The organism is Paraburkholderia flava (assembly GCF_004359985.1).
Taxonomy (GTDB): Bacteria; Pseudomonadota; Gammaproteobacteria; order Burkholderiales; family Burkholderiaceae; genus Paraburkholderia; species Paraburkholderia flava.
Map to the genome: position 1 here is coordinate 2,404,260 of NZ_SMRO01000001.1, position 18,279 is coordinate 2,422,538.

Annotated in this window: 18 protein-coding genes; 16 read left to right on the forward strand and 2 right to left on the reverse strand. The window is 63.1% G+C overall.

Going from position 1 to position 18,279, the window contains the following annotated elements; genetic code table 11:
- The first annotated feature begins 32 nt into the window (after positions 1-32).
- Positions 33-758 carry an OmpA family protein gene (locus tag E1748_RS10695; protein ID WP_133647052.1) on the forward strand — a complete coding sequence of 242 codons (726 nt, stop codon included), beginning with the start codon at positions 33-35 and terminating at the stop codon, positions 756-758.
- Positions 759-866: 108 nt separating this feature from the next.
- On the opposite strand, the gene E1748_RS10700 is transcribed toward E1748_RS10695, so the two are convergent.
- Complete coding sequence (locus E1748_RS10700; RefSeq protein WP_240766452.1) at positions 867-1,097, reverse strand: hypothetical protein; 231 nt, start codon at positions 1,095-1,097, stop codon at positions 867-869.
- Positions 1,098-1,538: 441 nt separating this feature from the next.
- On the opposite strand from E1748_RS10700, the gene E1748_RS10705 reads away from it, so the two are divergent.
- From E1748_RS10705 to E1748_RS10770, 14 genes are all read left to right on the forward strand, one after another.
- Positions 1,539-2,747 carry an MFS transporter gene (locus E1748_RS10705; protein WP_133647054.1) on the forward strand — a complete coding sequence of 403 codons (1,209 nt, stop codon included), beginning with the start codon at positions 1,539-1,541 and terminating at the stop codon, positions 2,745-2,747.
- Between the two features lie 35 nt (positions 2,748-2,782).
- Positions 2,783-3,613: a class I SAM-dependent methyltransferase gene (locus tag E1748_RS10710; protein WP_133647055.1), complete on the forward strand. Its 831-nt coding sequence runs from the start codon at positions 2,783-2,785 to the stop codon at positions 3,611-3,613.
- Between the two features lie 142 nt (positions 3,614-3,755).
- A complete protein-coding gene (locus tag E1748_RS10715) occupies positions 3,756-4,721 on the forward strand; it encodes a LysR family transcriptional regulator (RefSeq protein ID WP_133647056.1) in 966 nt (321 codons plus the stop codon).
- A 169-nt stretch (positions 4,722-4,890) separates the two neighbouring features.
- A complete protein-coding gene (leuC, locus tag E1748_RS10720) occupies positions 4,891-6,330 on the forward strand; it encodes a 3-isopropylmalate dehydratase large subunit (protein ID WP_338119583.1) in 1,440 nt (479 codons plus the stop codon).
- Positions 6,308-6,949: a 3-isopropylmalate dehydratase small subunit gene (gene leuD / locus E1748_RS10725; protein WP_133647058.1), complete on the forward strand. Its 642-nt coding sequence runs from the start codon at positions 6,308-6,310 to the stop codon at positions 6,947-6,949. The genes leuC and leuD overlap by 23 nt, the downstream gene beginning before the upstream one ends.
- Positions 6,946-8,010, forward strand: coding sequence for a 3-isopropylmalate dehydrogenase (gene leuB / locus E1748_RS10730; protein ID WP_133647059.1), 1,065 nt, complete (start codon positions 6,946-6,948; stop codon positions 8,008-8,010). Before leuD ends, leuB begins: the two co-directional genes overlap by 4 nt.
- A gap of 32 nt (positions 8,011-8,042) precedes the next feature.
- Positions 8,043-9,152 (forward strand): ABC transporter ATP-binding protein, encoded by a 1,110-nt coding sequence (locus E1748_RS10735; RefSeq protein WP_133647060.1) that lies wholly within the window; start codon positions 8,043-8,045, stop codon positions 9,150-9,152.
- 30 nt (positions 9,153-9,182) lie between these two features.
- Positions 9,183-10,223 carry an ABC transporter substrate-binding protein gene (locus tag E1748_RS10740; RefSeq protein ID WP_133647061.1) on the forward strand — a complete coding sequence of 347 codons (1,041 nt, stop codon included), beginning with the start codon at positions 9,183-9,185 and terminating at the stop codon, positions 10,221-10,223.
- Positions 10,224-10,238: 15 nt separating this feature from the next.
- Positions 10,239-11,573: an ABC transporter permease gene (locus tag E1748_RS10745; RefSeq protein WP_133647062.1), complete on the forward strand. Its 1,335-nt coding sequence runs from the start codon at positions 10,239-10,241 to the stop codon at positions 11,571-11,573.
- Position 11,574: 1 nt separating this feature from the next.
- On the forward strand, positions 11,575-12,399 hold the full coding sequence (locus tag E1748_RS10750; RefSeq protein WP_133647063.1) for an ABC transporter permease: 825 nt from the start codon (positions 11,575-11,577) through the stop codon (positions 12,397-12,399).
- A gap of 289 nt (positions 12,400-12,688) precedes the next feature.
- On the forward strand, positions 12,689-13,810 hold the full coding sequence (locus E1748_RS10755; protein WP_133647064.1) for a YncE family protein: 1,122 nt from the start codon (positions 12,689-12,691) through the stop codon (positions 13,808-13,810).
- Between the two features lie 128 nt (positions 13,811-13,938).
- Positions 13,939-14,400 (forward strand): VOC family protein, encoded by a 462-nt coding sequence (locus E1748_RS10760; protein ID WP_133647065.1) that lies wholly within the window; start codon positions 13,939-13,941, stop codon positions 14,398-14,400.
- Between the two features lie 3 nt (positions 14,401-14,403).
- A complete protein-coding gene (locus E1748_RS10765) occupies positions 14,404-14,808 on the forward strand; it encodes an ArsR/SmtB family transcription factor (RefSeq protein WP_133647066.1) in 405 nt (134 codons plus the stop codon).
- A complete protein-coding gene (locus E1748_RS10770) occupies positions 14,805-15,299 on the forward strand; it encodes an SRPBCC domain-containing protein (RefSeq protein ID WP_133647067.1) in 495 nt (164 codons plus the stop codon). The genes E1748_RS10765 and E1748_RS10770 overlap by 4 nt, the downstream gene beginning before the upstream one ends.
- Here E1748_RS10770 and E1748_RS10775 read toward each other — a convergent pair.
- Entirely contained in the window at positions 15,293-16,516 is a 1,224-nt protein-coding gene (locus tag E1748_RS10775; protein WP_133647068.1) for an ROK family transcriptional regulator, read from the reverse strand. The two genes, E1748_RS10770 and E1748_RS10775, sit on opposite strands and share 7 nt — an antisense overlap.
- Before the next feature lie 262 nt (positions 16,517-16,778).
- Between E1748_RS10775 and E1748_RS10780 the strand changes: the two genes are divergently transcribed.
- Positions 16,779-18,245 (forward strand): APC family permease, encoded by a 1,467-nt coding sequence (locus E1748_RS10780; RefSeq protein ID WP_133647069.1) that lies wholly within the window; start codon positions 16,779-16,781, stop codon positions 18,243-18,245.
- Positions 18,246-18,279: the final 34 nt, after the last annotated feature.

Genomic DNA, 18,279 nt, shown 5'->3' on the forward strand with positions numbered 1-18,279 from the left:
TCGCGTCGTCAACAAATTCTTTGGAGCACAGAATGAAACGAGTTATTTTTGCAAGCCTGTTTTCGGGAGCGGTGCTGGCCGTTACCGGCTGTTCGACGTCGTCCGGGCCGACCTACAACGCCTATTCGGTCGATATGGTCAACGGTGTTCAGATCTACAAGGTCGAGTGCGGAGGGCTGCTCGAAAGCGCGGCGACCTGCATGAAGGTCGCTGAACGCATCTGCGGCGACAAAGCCGTGCGGTCGATTGAAAAAACCGACCGCGTGCGCGCTGCCGATGACAACCGTCGCGATCCTCGCAGCATGTTGTTCGCGTGCGGCGCGAGTGCGGTCAGCACCCCGCCGGTCGAGAAACCGGAGCATGCGGACAAGACCGTCGAGAGCTTCACGCTGCAAAGCGATGCGCTGTTTCCGTTCGATAAATCGAGCACAGAGTCGATGCTGCCCGCCGGAAAAACCGAACTCGACCGGATTGCGAAACGCATCCGTCAGCACGACGGCGTGACGGGTATCGATGTCGTCGGCCATACCGACAGACTCGGGCCGGCATCGATCAATGGACCGTTGTCGGTAGCGCGGGCCAACACGGTGCGTGGGTATCTGATCGATCGCGGGCTCGACGGCAATGTGATTCATGCGACGGGTGTGGGCTCCAGCGAACCGCGATCGAACTGTCCGGAAGGTGGCGAGTCGCGCGAGTTGATCGCGTGTCTGCAACCGGATCGGTATGTGTCGATCACGGTGCAAGGGCGGAAGTGATGTGAGTGTGCGGCCCGGCGTCGACGAGGTTCGAGGGCTTAAACCGGCGTCGGGCTGCACGTGCGTTGATTTGAATCTCGCGACGATTCGCCGCCGCGTTTGTCACGCTTACTTGCCCTGAATCAGCAAACCCAACGGCGCCAGCGGGCCCACCGGAATCAGATCGTACTTCGCAAAACCACCTGTCACGAGTGGCAGCGTATCGAGTTCTCTCTTCGCTTCGTCGACCGACGCGACATTCATCAGAAAAATCACGCCGGGTGCATCCTGCCGGTACCAGAACTGCTCGATCGTGCCGTCGAGATAGTGCTTAAGCGTCGCGGGTACCTCCTTCGGCATGATCTCCTTCCGTTGTTCATCTGAAACCGGCTTAACGATAGATCCGACAGCCAGGACTTTCATGTAGCGCTCCTTTGGAAAACGTCGATTCGGGGAATTGACTTTAGCCAGTGCGCTGAAAAACGACTATCGTCCTTGACGCCAATTTTGGTGGTGTTTACGCCATCGAATTGAGGCGATGCGTCTGGCGTAAACGCCCACAACGTTGTCGTTTGTGACGATAGCGACTGGACGTGCGCATCACTACACTCAACGCTGTTGCATATCGCAACAAGCATCGGTCACAGGGGCATTGACGAAGCGCGCGCCACAGCGCGAAAAGACGCACGTCATGTCGTGTTGGTCACCCACGCCCCGAAAGCGGAATGAGAAGGCCGCTCCCGTTCGCCTTATCCGCACCGATAAAAACCTCGCATCGAATTGACGTCAACAGGATTTCCAATGGATCGACGATTACTGGTTTTAGCGCTGGGCATGTTTGCGCTCGGCACCGACAGCTTCGTGATGGCGGGCGTCCTGCCCGAGATCGCGCGCAGTTTCGATGTGAGCATCGGCGCGGCAGGGCAGATGACGACGGTTTACTCCATCACGTACGCGATATTGTCACCCGTCCTCGCGACGCTGGCCGCCGGCGTTCCGCGCAAACGTCTGTTGCTGTTAGCGCTTGCGCTCTTCGTGATTGCGAACGTCGGCACGGCGTTCGCGCCGACCTTCGGCATCGCGCTCGCGACACGGGCTATCGCGGGCCTTGGTGCCGCGATGTTTTCTCCGACGGCAATGGGTGCTGCGCCGATGATCGTGCCGCCGGAACGCAGGGGCATTGCGCTCGCAGTCGTGCTGACCGGGTTGACCGTTTCGACGGCCACGGGCGCACCGATCGGCACGATCATCGGCGGCCTCGGCAACTGGCACTGGACGATGATCTACGTGGCGGCACTCGCGGCGTTGTCCTTCATCGGTGTGGCCGCGTTGCTGTCGGAGATCCCCAAGCTCCCGCCGATCCCGCTCGCAAAGCGACTCGCACCGCTCGCGGATGCACGCGTGGGACTCACGCTCGCGTCGACGTTGCTGTTCTTCACGGGGGTCTTCACGGTCTACACGTATTTCGCTGTCGTGTTCGATCGCGCGATTGGCGGCAATCCGGCGCTGCTGAGTGCGGCGCTGGTTCTGTGGGGGCTGTCGGGTGTCGTGACCAACATCATCGTGGGCCGGTTGATCGACCGGATCGGTACGCGCAGGGTACTTGGCGCGTTGCTGGCCATTGTGCTTGTGGACTTCTTTCTGGTGCGGTGGGCGGGCGCCAGTCTCTGGACAACCATTCCGGTGGTCATCCTGTGGGGCGGTTGCGGCTGGGCCATTCTCGTACCTCAGCAACATCGCATCATCACGATCGCGCCTGCTGTGGCTCCGATCCTGCTGGGTCTGAACAACTCCGCGACTTTCCTGGGCGCGACGGCCGCAGGCATCATGGGTGCTGTAGGGCTTCAGATGGTCGGCGCGCATAGCCTCGGGTACGTGGCCGCGATCTTTATTGCCGCAGCGCTTGTCACCACGGAACTGGCGGGCCGGAAGATTGCAGCGGTCCATCGTGCCGGTGTCGCGGCCCAGCATGCCGCAACTGGCGTTGCCGCATCGTCGGAACGGGCATAGACAGAATCTGAAGCATCATTTCAACGGAGAAGAGCATGAGTAACGAAGCACAAGTCGACCCGCACTACGAGCGCGGCAGTCTCGTCGAGCGACTTAAAGCCGCACTGATAGCAGCAGGTTTCGATGCAAGAGCGCCACGTCCCGAAGATCTGGAGCCGCTGGATCAGTTTCACTCTCGCGGTCTCGATGCGACGATCGAGCTTGCGCAGGCACTTCACCTCGACAAGGCGACGCAGGTTCTCGACATCGGCTCGGGACTGGGCGGACCGTCACGCTACCTGGCATCGCACTATGGCAGCACAGTGCGCGGTATTGATCTCAGTCCGTCCTTTGTCGACGCGGCGACATTTCTCGCGGAGAAAACCGGACTCGCCGATCAGGTCACCTATCAATGCGCGAACGCACTCGCGCTTCCATTCGAAGCGGAAGCGTTCGACGTTGCATGGACCCAGCACGTCGCGATGAACATCGCCGATCGTTCGGCGCTTTACGGCGAAGCATTTCGCGTATTGCGTCGAGGCGGTCGGTTTGCGATTTTCGACGTCGTGTCCGTATCGGATGAACCGCTGCATTATCCGGTGCCCTGGGCATCCACGCCCGACACGAGCTTTCTCGTGACCGCCGACCAGATGCGCGCTGTGCTGCTCGAGCAAGGCTTTAGCGTCGAGTCGTGGACCGACTCCACCGCTGCTGGTATTGAATGGTTCGCGGAGGTGCAGCGGAAACGCGCACAACAACAGGCTGTGCCCGCGCTGGGTCTTCATGTCGTGATGGGTCCCGGCTTTCGCGAGATGGCCGGGAATCTTGCGCGCAATCTCGTCGAGGGACGGGCGGGGCTGGTCCAGGCGATTCTGCGCAAGGCTTGACGCTTCGAACACACCTCGCTTGATCACCAGGCATGAGTTAGGCATGACCCGGGCATGACGCGAATTTTTGCTGTGATAACCTTGATCGATCGTTCCATCGACCGATCAAGACTATCGTTTCGCGTGAGATTCCCGCCCGTTCATGTCAGCGTCCAGCTTTCCTCCCCCTGAACTTCCCGTTGCGCTGCAAGGCGGCGATACGCGCAGTCATCTGCTGTCGCGCATCGACATGGTCACGCTGCGGCTCTTCATCGCGGTCGTCGAGGAAACCAGCATTGCGCGTGCAGCGGATCGCGAGCATATGGCGCCGTCGGCGGTCAGCAAACGGCTGGCGGACCTCGAACACATGATGCGCGTGCCGCTGCTCGAGCGGCATCGGCGCGGCGTATCGCTGACACCGGCCGGTCATGCGCTGCTGCGGCATTCGCGCCGCATTCTGCGTGACCTCGAACAGCTGGAGAGCGAGATCGGCGAGTTTTCGTCGACGACGCAAGGCGCGCGCGGCCATGTGCGCGCACGCGCGAACGAGTCCGCGCTATTCGGTTTTTTCCCCGATGCGCTGAGCCGCTTCATGCGGGATTTCCCGAACATCACCGTCGATCTGCAACCGGACACGAGTACCGGTGCCGTGCTCGCGGTTCGCGAAGGCGCCGCCGAGTTCGGTATTTTCTGGGGCGATCAGCCGGTCGATGGGCTGACGGTGGTGCCGTGTTACGTCGATCGTCTCGTCGTGGTGGTGCCGCAGGGACATGCACTGGTAGGGCGGCGTAACGTGACCTTCGTCGACCTGCTCGATCACGCGCTGATCCTGCAGGAACCGTACAGCTCGATCCAGAACCTCACCGAGCGTCTCGCCGCCGAGGCGGGCCGCACGCTCAAGTCGCGGATTCGCGTGGCCGGCTTCGATGCGGTGTGCCGGATGGCGCAGGCGGGACTCGGCATCGGCATCGTGCCGGACTACTTCGTGACCGACCGCGCGGCCGCGATGCATATCGCCGAAGTGCCGCTCGACGAAGCCTGGTCGAATCGTCTGCACAAAATCTGCGTGCGCGAGCGCGATGAGATGTCGGTGGCGACGCGCCTGCTGGTCGAATTTCTCTCCCGCTGATTTCGTCTGATTCCTGCCCCACGCAATCCAGCCATCGCGAACCACGCAGCCAGCATTCCGAAATACGTCTTCTGCAACGATTTTGACGTGCGCAGACTGCACTCCATCGATCAATCGTCGCTAACCGGCACGGCCACTCCATGCCGGCAGCGATCCGCATGGAGTGCCTGTGATTCATCCATCGAGTGCGCGCCGCACCTTGCTGGACAAGCTGTGGGAATCGCACGTCGTGGTCGAACGCGACGACGGCCACACGCTGCTCTATATCGACCGGCATTACGTCGGCGACGACCTGCCGCGCGATACGTTCGACGTGCTGGCGCGCAAAGGTCTGCGCGTGCGCCGCCCCGACGCGACGTTCGCGATGGCCGATCATTACGCGTCGACGTATGGCCGCTCGGTGGCCGATGTCGTCGACGATGCACGGCGCGAGATGGTCCAGCGGCTGGTGCATTTCACGCGCGATCAACACGTATCGCTGTTCCCGCTCGATGACCCGCGTCACGGCATCATCCATGTTACGGGCCCCGAGCTGGGTCTGACGCTGCCGGGCATGACCGTCGTGTGCGGCGACAGCCACACGTCGACGCATGGCGCGCTCGGTGCGTTCGCATTCGGCATCGGTTCATCCGAAGCGAGCCATGTGCTCGCCACGCAGACGCTGTGGCAAAAGCGGCCGCTTGCGATGCAGGCGCAACTCACTGGCACGTTGCCGCTCGGCGTTACCGCAAAAGATTTAATCCTTGCGCTGATCGCGCAGATCGGCGTGGCCGGCGGCGCGGGACACGTGATCGAATACGTCGGCAGTGCAATCGATGCGCTCAGCGTCGAAGCACGCATGACGTTGTGCAACATGTCGATCGAAGCGGGCGCGCGCGCTGGTCTGATCGCACCCGACGAGCGTACGTTCGCTTATCTGCATGGTCGTCCGTATGCACCGCAGGGCACAGCGTGGGACGACGCGCTGTTGCGCTGGCGCGAACTGCGCAGCGACGACGGTGCACACTTCGCACGCCGTGTCGCGCTCGACGCATCGCGTGTCGCGCCGATGGTGACGTGGGGCACGAATCCGGCGCAATCGGCGGGCATCGACGGTCACGTTTCGTCGATCGACGAAGCGCAGGACGCCGCACAACGCGCTCGCTTCGCTGCGGCGATGAACTATATGGGTGTGACGCCGGGGCAGCAGATGGCGGGTCTCTCCGTCGATCGTGTCTTTATCGGTTCCTGCACCAACGGCCGCATCGAAGACCTACGTGCTGCGGCAGCGATGCTCGTAGGTCGCCGCGTACGCGTGCCGACGCTGATCGTGCCCGGTTCACGCACTGTCCAGACAGCGGCAATTGCCGAAGGACTCGATCGCGTGTTCGTCGAAGCCGGCGCCGAGTGGCGCGAACCGGGCTGCTCGATGTGTCTCGCGATCAACGGCGACGAAGGGCGGCCGGGCGAGCGAATCGCATCGACGACCAATCGCAACTTCGTCGGCCGCCAGGGACGCGGCGTCCGCACGCATCTGATGAGCCCTGGGATGGCGGCTGCGGCCGCCGTCGCGGGTTGCCTGACCGACTACCGGGAGCTGCTTCGCGATGACACCGCTTTCGCGCATTGACGGTGTCGCGGTCGCGTTGCCGGCCGCCGACATCGACACCGACCAGATCCTGCCCGCGCGCTTCATGCACGTGCCGCGCGACGACTATGGCCGCTACTGTTTTCACGACCTGCGTTTCGACATCGCGACCGGCGCACGGCGCGACGATTTTCCGCTGAACCGCGCGCCGTTTAGCGCGGCGCAGATCGTGATCGCAGGGCCTAATTTCGGTTGCGGATCGTCGCGCGAACAGGCGGTTCACACGCTTGCCGACTTCGGCATTCGCGCGCTGATCGGCACCACGTTCGGCGATATCTTTTTCAACAACTGTCTGAAGAACGGCGTGCTGCCGATCTGCATGAGCGATGCGTTCGTCGCGCGGCTGTTCGACGCGGTCGCACATGCACCGGGCGCACAGGTGCAGATCGATCTTCCGGCGCAACGGGTCGTCGCGCCCGACGGTCACGCGGATCACTTCGCCATCGACGCCTTCCACAAGGAAGCGCTGCTCGCGGGTCTCGACGAAATCGACGTGACGTTGCAACTGGACGCGCGGATCGACGCCTATGAGCAGGCGCACGCGATCCGCACACCGGTCACATCGTCACGCTTCACGACGCATCAAAAGGAAAACCCATGAAGGTTGCAGTCTTGCCGGGCGACGGCATCGGCCCCGAAGTGACAGCGCAGGCGATGAAAGTCCTCGCGGTATTCGCGAGCGAAGGGATGCCGCTCGAATTCGAACACGCATTGATCGGCGGTTGCGCGTACGACGCGGGTGGCCATCCGCTGCCTGACGCGACCCTCGCGCTTGCGCGCGAAGCGGATGCGATCCTGTTCGGCGCAGAAGGGGGCTTCCAGTACGAGACGCTGCCGCGCGGCTTGCGGCCCGGCGACGCACTGTTGACCGTGCGCCGCGAACTGCAGTTGTTCGCGAACTTCCGGCCGGTGGTCAGCTATCCCGAGCTCGCGGGTGCATCGCCGCTGAAGGCATCGCATATCGACGGACTCGATCTGCTGATCCTGCGCGAACTGACCGGCGATATCTATTTCGGCGAACCGCGCGGCGTGCATGAAGAAGCGGGCGTGCGGGTCGGCATTAACACGATGCGCTACGACGAGAACGAAATTCGCCGTATCGCGATCGTCGCGTTCGACACCGCGAGGAAACGGCGGCGTCGCGTGTGTTCGGTCGACAAGGCCAACGTGCTCGAATCGATGGAGCTGTGGCGCGAGGTGGTGACCGATGTCGGGCGCGCGTATCCGGACGTCGAACTCGATCACCTGTACGTCGATGCCGCAGCGATGAGCCTGTTGCGCGCGCCGCGTCAGTTCGACGTCATCGTGACCGGCAATCTGTTCGGCGACATTCTGTCCGACGAAGCGTCGATGCTGACCGGCTCGATCGGCATGTTGCCGTCGGCATCGCTCGGTGCGGGCACCAAAGGGCTCTACGAGCCCGTGCACGGCTGCGCGCCGGACATTGCAGGGCAGGACATCGCGAACCCGCTGGCGTCGATCCTGTCGGCCGCGATGATGCTGCGCATGAGTTTCGGCAACGACGAAGCGGCGCTGCGGATCGAACGCGCGGTGCGACGCGTGCTCGCGTCGGGTTATCGAACGGCCGATATCGCGGAGCCGGGCACGCGACGCGTCGGCACCGCGCAGATGGGCGATCTCGTCGTCGCCGCGCTGTCGTGACACGACGCGACGCGAACGGACACGGAGACATCATGAGCGCTTTGGATCATCCGCTGGTGCGCTTTCGGGACGTCGGCAAAAGCTACGACGGCGTAACGAATGTTGTCGAAGGACTCGACCTCGACATTCTCGAAGGCGAATTCCTGTCGCTGCTCGGGCCGTCCGGTTCGGGCAAGACCACGTGCCTGATGATGCTGGCCGGCTTCGAGTCGCCGACGCGCGGCGAGATCTGGCTCGGCGACATGCTGCTCAATACGATGCCACCGCACAAACGCGGCATCGGCATGGTGTTCCAGAACTACGCGCTGTTTCCGCACATGAGCGTCGCGCGGAACGTCGACTATCCGCTGACGGTGCGGCGCATGCCCGCGAACGAAAAAGCGGCTGCGGTGCAGCGCGCGCTCGAGATGGTCCGCATGCAGGACTTCGCGCACCGGATGCCCGCGAGTCTGTCGGGTGGTCAGCAGCAGCGCGTCGCGCTGGCCCGCGCGCTGGTGTTCAATCCGCGTCTCGTGCTGATGGACGAACCGCTCGGCGCACTCGACAAACGTCTGCGCGAACACATGCAGATTGAGCTGAAGGAACTGCACAAGACGCTCGGCGTGACCTTCGTCTACGTCACGCACGATCAGAGCGAAGCGCTGACGATGTCCGATCGCGTCGCCGTGTTCGATGCCGGCCGGATCCAGCAGATCGATCGTGTGGATCGTTTGTATGAGTCGCCGGCCAACGACATCGTCGCGAACTTCGTCGGCGATAACAACGTGTTCGTGGGACGCCTGCTCACACTCGATGGCGAGCGCGGCGAAATCGGCTTGCCGTCGGGCGAGATTCTCATCGGCAGCGTGGCGGGCGCGCCGCGTGTAGGCGATACGGTGCGCGCGTGCGTGCGGCCTGAACGGATGTCGATGATTGATCCCTCTGCTATCGCTGCGAAGAATGAACCCGCGCTGAACGTGATCCGAGCACACACCGCAGGAACGCTGTATTTCGGCGATCACGTGCGCGTGCGTTACACGCTGCACGATCAGGAAACCGGCTTCGTCAAGGTGCCGCTCGGCAATGAGCCACTTGCACCCGATACCGCGCGAAGCGAACTCGTGCTCGCGTTTCCCGCGCGCTATCTGCGTATTTTTGTGTAGTACCCAACCACATACCCATCGGGGTCCATCATGCGTATCCGGTACTTTCTGTCCGCACTCGTTGCGTTGAGCATCGCTCAGATTCCGCAGCTCGCACTTGCCCGTCCGCTCTCGGTCGTCAATTACGGCGGCACGCTTGCGGACGCACAGCAGAGCGCTTTCATCAAACCGTTCCAGCAATCGACCGGCATCGACACGCTCGCATCGTCGTATTCGGGCGAGCAGGCGAAAGTGAAAGCGATGGTCGACGGACAGCAGGTCAGCTGGGACGTCGTCGAAGTCGAATCGACCGATGTCGGTCGCGGTTGCGATTCGGGACTGTACGAACGGATCGACTGGTCGCAGATTCCCGCGCGAGATCAACTGACGAAGGCCGCTAAGGCGCGCTGCGGCGTGGGCCTGTTCGCGTGGGCCAATACGTTCGCATACAACTCGAAGCTGACGAAGACGGCACCGACGAGCTGGGCCGACTTCTGGAACACGAAAAAATTTCCCGGCAAGCGCGGCATGCGCAAGACGGCGCGCGGCAACCTCGAATTCGCGTTGATGGCCGACGGCGTCAAACCGGCCGACGTGTACAAGCTGCTCGCGACGCCTGCCGGTGTCGATCGTGCGTTCAAAAAGCTCGATGAACTGCGGCCCGAGATCCAGTGGTGGGACGCGGGCGCGCAGCCGGCGCAATTCCTTGTGTCCGGCGACGTGGCGATGTCGACTGTGTTCAGCGGACGGATCATCACCGCGCAGAAAACGGGGCAGCCGCTCAACCTGGTCTGGAACGGTGCGATCTCGGACTACGACTACTGGGTGATCCCGAAGGGCTCGCCGATGAAAGACGCCGCGATCAAATTTATCAACTTCACGATCACGCCCGACGCGCAGGCCGCTTATCTCGCGCTGCAGCCGGGCGGTCCGGTGAATCGCGCGGCGCTCGCGAAGATGTCGCCGGAGCAGTTGAGCAATCTGCCGAACACGCCCGAGCACGCGAAAGAAGGGCTTGTGAACGATCGCGAGTTCTGGGACGAGCACGGCGACGATCTCGACCAGCGCTTCGCGGCCTGGGCGGCGCGCTAACGCCGGACATCAGCAATGACGACAACTTCAGACACGACGGGCGCGCTGACCGGTCACGCACGCGCGGCAGCATCCGATGCGCCGAAGAGCCGGGTGCGTGCGGTCAGGACGCGGCGCGTGCGCGGCGATCTGCGCGGTGCGTTGCTGCTGATTGCACCGCTTGCCGTGTTTATGGCCGTGTTCTTCGTCGCGCCGATCGTCAATCTGATGATGCGTAGTGTTTGGGATCCGGCGGTCGCGACGGCGTTTCCAGCGACGGCCGCTGCGCTTCACGATACCGCTGCGGGTGCGCCACCGCCCGCGCCGGTGTATGCCGCGCTTGCCGCCGACATCGTCGCGGCAGACAACGCGGGCACGCTTGGCGATGCGGCGTCGCGGCTCAACGACGATCTGCCCGGCATGCGCGCGTTGTTGATGAGCACGCGTCGTCATCTCGACGAGGCGTCGGGGGACGATGGCAACGCGTCGCCTGCACAGACCGCGCCGCAGAAAACATCAGCAGTTGCACAACAGCACGACCTCGTCACGCTCGATGCCCGCTGGGCCGATCCGCAAACATGGCGCGTGCTCGCACGCGCAATCCGACCCACGACCGACGCCTATCTACTCCGCGCACTCGATCATCGCCGCACACCGGATGGTCGCGTGCTACCGATGCCGGACGGAACCGGGGTCTATCTGCCGATTCTCGGCCGTACGTTCTCGATCAGCGCGACCGTTGCCGTTCTCGTGCTGCTGCTGGGCTATCCGCTGACGTACTGGCTTGCCGGATTGCCGCGACGTCGGCAGCAATACGTGATGATGGCGATCCTGATTCCGTTCTGGACGTCGATTCTCGTGCGGATCGCCGCATGGATGGTCGTGCTGCCGCGCGAGGGCCTGGTCAACAAGATTGCACTGTCGCTGCATCTGATCGAGTCGCCGGTCGATCTGCTGTACAACCGCACGGGCGTGATCATTTCGATGGTGCATATCCTGATTCCGGTGATGGTGCTGCCGCTGTTCGCCGTCATGCGCGGTATTCCGCGCACGTTCCAGATGGCGGCCGTGTCGCTCGGCAGTCATCCGTTCGGCGCGTTCTGGCGCGTGTATGTGCCGCAGACCGTGCCGGGTATCGCGGCCGGCGTGATGCTGGTTTTTATCAGCGCGCTCGGCTACTACATCGCGCCGGCACTGCTGGGCGGCGCGGGCGATCAGATGCTCAGCTACTACATCGCGTACTTCACGAATACGTCGATCAACTGGGGACTCGCCGCTGCGCTGAGTCTGCTGCTGATCGTCGCCACCGTGCTGCTGTTCAACGTCTATCGTTTGCTGCTGACGTGGCGGCCGACGACGTCCGGTGCCTGACATGCGACTCGCTCCTCAATTCGAACCGTTCGCGCGCTGGCCGGAAAAATGCTGGTACGTCGCGCAACGCGCGCTGTGCTACGGCGTGCTCGCGTATCTCGTCGCGCCGATTGTCGCGCTGATGCCGCTGTCGTTCACGCGCGATTCGTTTCTCGTCTATCCGATCCGGCATTTTTCGCTGCACTGGTATCACGTGCTGTTCGGTTCGCACACGTGGTGGCTTGCGGTGCGCAACAGCTTTATCGTCGCGCCGTGCGCGACGGTGATCGCGACCGTGCTCGGTACGTTGTGCGCACTCGGTCTGGATCGCGCGGAGTTTCCGGGCAAGCGGCTGCTTACCGCGCTGATTCTCACGCCGCTGGTCGCGCCGCTCGTCGTGGTCGCGGTCGGCCTGTATCTGTTCTATATGAAGCTGCACCTGGCCGGCACGTTCAGCGGTCTGATCATCGCGCATTCGCTGCTGGGTGCGCCGTTTGTGGTGACGACGGTGGGCGCGACGATGAAGCGCTTCGACGGCACGCTCGTGAATGCGAGCCGTAGTCTTGGAGCAGGTGCCGTCGAAACATTCTGGCGCGTGACGTTGCCGCTGATCCTGCCCGGCGTGCTGTCGGGCGCATTGTTCGCGTTCGCGACGTCGTTCGACGAAGTCGTCATCACGCTGTTTCTCGCGGGACCGGATCAAGTCACGGTGCCGCGTCAGATGTTCAGCGGCATCCGCGACAGCATCACACCGACCATCGTCGCGCTCGCGACCATTCTCATTGTGTTTTCGACGTCGCTGCTACTGGTTGTCGAGCGGTTGAGGGCGCGTGGTCATTCTGCCTGATATCGCAAACAGCCCGGTGCGAGCAGTTGAAATCTGCAGTTGCGAAACTACTATCGGCAGCGCTGCTGCCACGTCCATGGAGGCTTCAGACTCATTACACGTATTGCGTCCACGTAATGCTGACCATAAATAAGTTTTACTTTCCGATTCCCTGTCACGCCGCCATTGTGTGACCGGGACAGTCATCTATTCAGATGGCGATTTCTTAAGATTCCTTAAGGAATCTCGCGTCGATCGTCGTTGTTCATGAGTCGACGGTCAGGCCAATAAACGGAAAGGAGACAACTTGATGGACAAGCGTGCAATGACCTTGATGCTGCTCGCAGCGGCTGCAATGGCCGGCTGCGGAGGAGGAGACAACGTCAGCGGACCGACACCGCCAAAGCTGCTGACGAACATCGCCGTCCCCAATGCATCGAGCCCGCCATTCAGTTTCGACATCAGCTATGTGGAGGCCGGCAAGTACTTTCTCGCCGACCGCAACAACAAGGCGGTCGATGTCGTGGACACTAAATCGAACACGCTGACCGCGCAAATCCCGGGACCGTTCATCGGTGCAGGCGCGACGACGGACGAGTCCGGTCCCGATGGAATCGTCGGCGTCACCGGCACGAATACGATCTACGTCGGCGATGTCGACTCCGTTAAAGTGATCGATACCGCTGCGCAGAAGACGGTCAACACGATCGTCATCAGCAATTCCGGGTCGCGCGTCGATGAGGGTTGCTACGATCCCGACGATCATCTGGTGATGTTCGCCAGCCCCGGCGACACGCCGCCGTTCGTCACGTTGATTTCCACGCTGACGCAGCAGCCGGTCGCAAAGCTTCCGTTCAACGGCTCGTCCGGGCTCGAAGCGTGCACCTACGACCATGCGTCGAAGAGCTTTCTGATCAACAACGACGGGACCGCTGCGAATCCCGATGGCGAACTCGATGTCATCACCGCGAGCTCTGCGGTAGCGGGCAGTCCTTCGGTGAGCAAGGCGTTTCCACTAGGGAAGTGCGCACCGGCGGGGATCGTGCTCGGCCCGAATAATGACGTGCTCATCGGATGCGATCCGCCGGCCGGCGACCCGCTCATCACGCTGATCCTCGATCGGACAAGCGGAGCGATTCAAGCCAGCCTGCCGTTTGGCGGCGTGGATCAAGTCGACTACGATCCGGTTTCCAATCGCTATTTCTTGCCGGCCCGGCATTACGTCACGACCGGTATCGCTGCAGCGTCGGGGTTCAGTCCGCAGATGGGCGTGATCGATGGCGCTTCGCGGCAACTGCTCTTTAAGATTCCGGTAGGCACGGGGGCGCATTCGGTTGCGATCGACAGCACGCTCGAGCAGGTGTATGTGCCGTTTCAAGCCGGCGCGGCAGGATTTCCTAACGGGGGAATCTCGGTGTTCTCGGCGCGTTAGTCTCTCCGATGTGGGCACGGTCCGACGGGGCGAACCCGATTGCTGCCGCTATCCTTGCACTTTTCGATTTGTTTAACTACGATGTTAAATATCAACTCGATGGTTAATCAAAGAGAAAGGAGGCAGTCATGTCCGACCCGTTCCGCCGTCCCACGCTAACCGCCGCGCTGTTCTACCGCGATCCGCTCGCCGCGCTCGACTGGCTCGAGAAAGCATTCGGCTTCGAGCGCTCAATGGTGGTCACCAACAGCGAAGGGCGCGTCGAGCACTCCGAGATGAAATTCGGCGACGGCCTGCTGATGATCGGCAGCGAATACACTGCGGACATGGTGAGCCCCGCTGGACTGAACGGCAAGAACACGCAGACGGTCCACGTGCAGTTGCAAGCCGATCTCGATGGCCATTGCGCGCGGGCACGCGCGGCCGGTGCGGTCATCACGCGCGAACCGGCGGACCAGTTCTACGGCGATCGCGTCTACGCGGCGCGCGATCCCGAGGGGCACGTATGGAGTTTCGGTCAGACGGTACGGCAGGTGTCGCGCGAGGAAATGGAGCAGGCGAGCGGCCTGAAAATCGACGGGTGGGTGTAGCGCATGGGACGTGCCGCTGCGATCAAATCCGCTCCACGCAAACCGGCTGCGCCCGATCTCGATCTCGATCCCGATTCGCTCAACCGGACGCTGGCCGCGCTTGCCGATCCGAATCGCCGGCAGGTCGTCGATCTGCTGTGCGCGCGACCGATGCGCGCGGGCGAACTTGCGCAGGCGACGGGGCTGAGTCCGCAGGCGATGAGTCGTCATCTGCGGGTGCTGCGCGCGAGCGAACTGATCGAGGAGTCTCGCGATGGCAATGGACATGACGGTTTCGATGCGCGCGTGCGCGTCTACATGCTGCGGTCCGCGCCGATGAGCGAACTGCGCGCATGGCTCGAACAGATGGAACAGCTCTGGTCGACTCAACTGCTGGCGTTCAAGGCACACGTGGAGCGTCGCTCGTGAGTTCGCGCGTGCTAGTGTCGTTGCGCGTCGCGGTTTCGCCGCAGCACGCGTTCGACGTTTTCACGCAGGAGATCGGTGCGTGGTGGCGGCCGAACGAATTGTTCCAGTTCACACCGCAAGCTGCAGGTGTGCTGTCGTTCGAGTATGACGCGTCGCGTCGCGAAGGGTGTCTGATCGAAACGCAACGCGACGGCAGCGTGTTCGAGATCGGTCGCATCACCGCATGGGAGCCGGGCGAACGGCTCGCATTCGAATGGCGTCAGGCGAGTTTTGCTGCGGATCAACTGACGCACGTCGAAGTGCGTTTCGAAGCGATCGGCGACGAAACGCGCGTGACGGTCGAGCATCGCGGCTGGGATTCCGTGCCGCAGGAACATGTCGCGCGCCATCATTTTCCCGATCGCGTTTTCCTGCTGCGTCACGCGGAGTGGTGGCAGGCGTTGCTCGCGTCGTACCAGACGCGTACGCCGGACGATAAGGGTCCTCAGTAACCCAGCCGTTCGAACGCACGCAGCCGCGCATGATCGAGCCCATGTTCGATCGCGCCGAGCAGCACGCCATCGGTGCCTGTCGTCGAGATCGCGAAGTCGGGCACCGGCATCAGCAGACGCTCGGCCAGATAGTCGCGAATCCTCGGCAGCAGCAGCGCGCCGTTGCGGCCGATCCCGCCTGCGAGGACGACGAGGGTCGGGTCGAGAATCGGCACGATCGACGCGAGTGCCCATGCAAGGTGTTGTGCTTCGTCAGCGACGCATTCGAGCGCGCGGCGGTCGCCCGCATGCGCGGCTGCGAACACATCCTCCGCGCTGGCCGCATGCAGGCCGAGCCGGTTCGCGTGCGTGACGATCGCTTTCGCCGCGGCCTGCGCTTCGAAGAGTCCTCGATGGCGGGTCGCCGGTAGCGTGTCCACGCCGGGCGTGTCCGCGCCGGAAGGAGCGGGCGGCAGCATCGCGATTTCGCCGGCGAATCCCTGTGCGCCGCGATGCAGCTTGCCGTCGGTGACGATGCCGAGACCGATGCCGGTGCCGACCGACATCAGCACGAAATTGTCGACGCCACGGCCGATACCGTGCTTCTGCTCGCCAAGCGCGGCGAGGTTGATGTCGTTCTCGATCACGATGTCCGAGCCGAGCGCGTCGCGCAGCGACGAGATCAGATCCGTCCGTTCCCAGCCCGGCAGATTCGCCGCGAGCCTCAGACGACCTTTCTCCGCATCGAACACGCCGGGCGATCCGAGCACCGTCGCGAGCACGTCGTCGCTTTTGATGCCGCGCTCGCCGAGCATCGTCGCGACCAGTTCGACAATCTGTGCGACGAGCCGCGCGACGCGCGCGGGCGTCCGCTTGTCGAGGCGCGCGACCACACGGCCGGTCAGGTCCGCGAGCGCGCCGCGAATCCATTCGGCCCCGACGTCAATCGCGACGACGAAGCCGGCGTCCGCACGCGGCGCGTAGAGGCGCGGTGCGCGTCCCGCGTTGCCCGCGCGCACGCCGCTCTGCTCGACGAGACCGAGCCGCTCCAGGTTGTTCAACGCCGCCGAGATCGTGACCTTCGACAACCCGATCGTCTCCGCAAGCTGCGGACTCGACGCGGGCGCAAGGTCCAGCAGATGCTGGTAGATCGCCCATTCGTTGCCCTGGCGGACGAAGGCGGGCCCTCGCGTGACGGGGGGCTTTGGTCGGGTGCGCTTGCGGCTGGGCAGATTCATGGTGGATTCGTAGCGGGTCGTACGGGATGACGCGCGATGCTAACAACCGGGTCGGATCGGAGCAAGCCTCTGTGCGCTGGGGGGAATTTTGGCGCATTTGCATTCGTAAAGAAACTTTCCTATCATCCGGCCATCGACCTCGAGAAGCATGCGGTGGTCGGCAGATGGTCTGCATCACCCGGAAAAAAACAAAGCGACGAAGCACGCAGGCACAGCAGCTTCTTTCGACGACAAGCGCGGCGCTGCCGCATGGAGACAACCGATGAGCGATTCCCCCTCGACCTGGACCGACGGCCGTTCCGCGAACGCCGCCGCATCCGCGCCGGCCGATACATCACAGACACCGCATTTCCAGCGTTCGGTCGGACTGTTCCCGGCGATCGCGGTGAACATGATCCAGATCTGCGGGATCGGACCGTTCATCACGATTCCCGCGATCGTCGCGGTGATGAACGGCCCGCTTGCGGTGGTCGGCTGGATCGTGGGCGCGTTGCTCGCGATGGCCGACGGTCTCGTGTGGGCCGAACTCGGTGCCGCGATGCCGGGCGCGGGCGGCACGTACCTGTACGTGCGCGAAGCGTTCCAGTACCGCACCGGACGCCTGATGCCGTTCCTCTTCATCTGGACCGCGATGCTGTCGATCCCGCTGATCATGAGCACGGGGATCATCGGTTTCGTCCAGTACCTCGGCTTCTTCCTGCCGAACCTGCTGCCGTGGCAAAGTCATGCGATCGGCCTCGTCGTCACCGCGCTCGTCGTGTTCGCGCTGTACCGGCGCATCGAGTCGATCCGTTCGCTGAGCGCCGTGCTGTGGATCATCATGGTGCTGGCCGTCGGCCTCACGACGGCTGCTGCGTACTCCGATTTCCATCTGAATCTCGCGATGTCGCTGCCGCAGGGCGCAGGCGATATCGGCAAGTTCATGACGGGACTCGGCGCGGGTCTGATCATCGCGATCTACGACTACGCGGGCTACAACACGACCGCGTACATGGGCGACGAACTGAAGAACCCGGGCCGCGTGATGCCGCGTTCGATCATCGTGTCGATCATCGCGATGATGGTGTTCTACCTCGCGATGAACGTCGGCGTGATCGGCACGGTGCCGTGGCAGGACGTGGCGAAGTCGAGCTCGGTGGCTTCGCTCGTGGTGTCGCGTAACTGGGGGCATACGGCCGCAGCGATCGTGACGATCCTGATTTTGATTGCGGCGTTCGCGTCGGTGTTCGCGGGGCTGCTCGGCGGCTCGCGCGTGCCGTTTCACGCGGCCCGCGACGGCGTGTTCCTGTCGGCATTCGGCAAGCTGCACCCGAAGCACAACTTCCCGCACGTCGCGCTGCTGGTGATGGGCGTGATTACCGCCGCCGGCAGCTTCTTCGATCTGACGACAGTGATCAACATGCTCGTCGCGGTGTCGGTACTGTTGCAGTCGGTTGCGCAGATCGCCGCGCTGACCGTGCTGCGTCGTCGTCAGCCGGAGCTGCGCCGGCCTTACCGGCAGTGGCTCTATCCGGTGCCGAGTCTTATCGCGCTGGTCGGCTGGCTGTACGTGTACTACGCAACCGACCGGCAGTCGCAATGGTTGTCTACTGGATGGATCGTCGTTGGGGTGATCGCGTTCCTGGTCTGGGCGCGGGTGGCACGGGTCTGGCCGTTCGGTCCGAAGGAAGTGCGCGAAGTGTTTGTCGAGCGCCAGGAGCAGGACGATGCGGCGGCGCGCGGGCAGTGAACGCGAACACTTTGAACGATGCAGTGAGCGGATA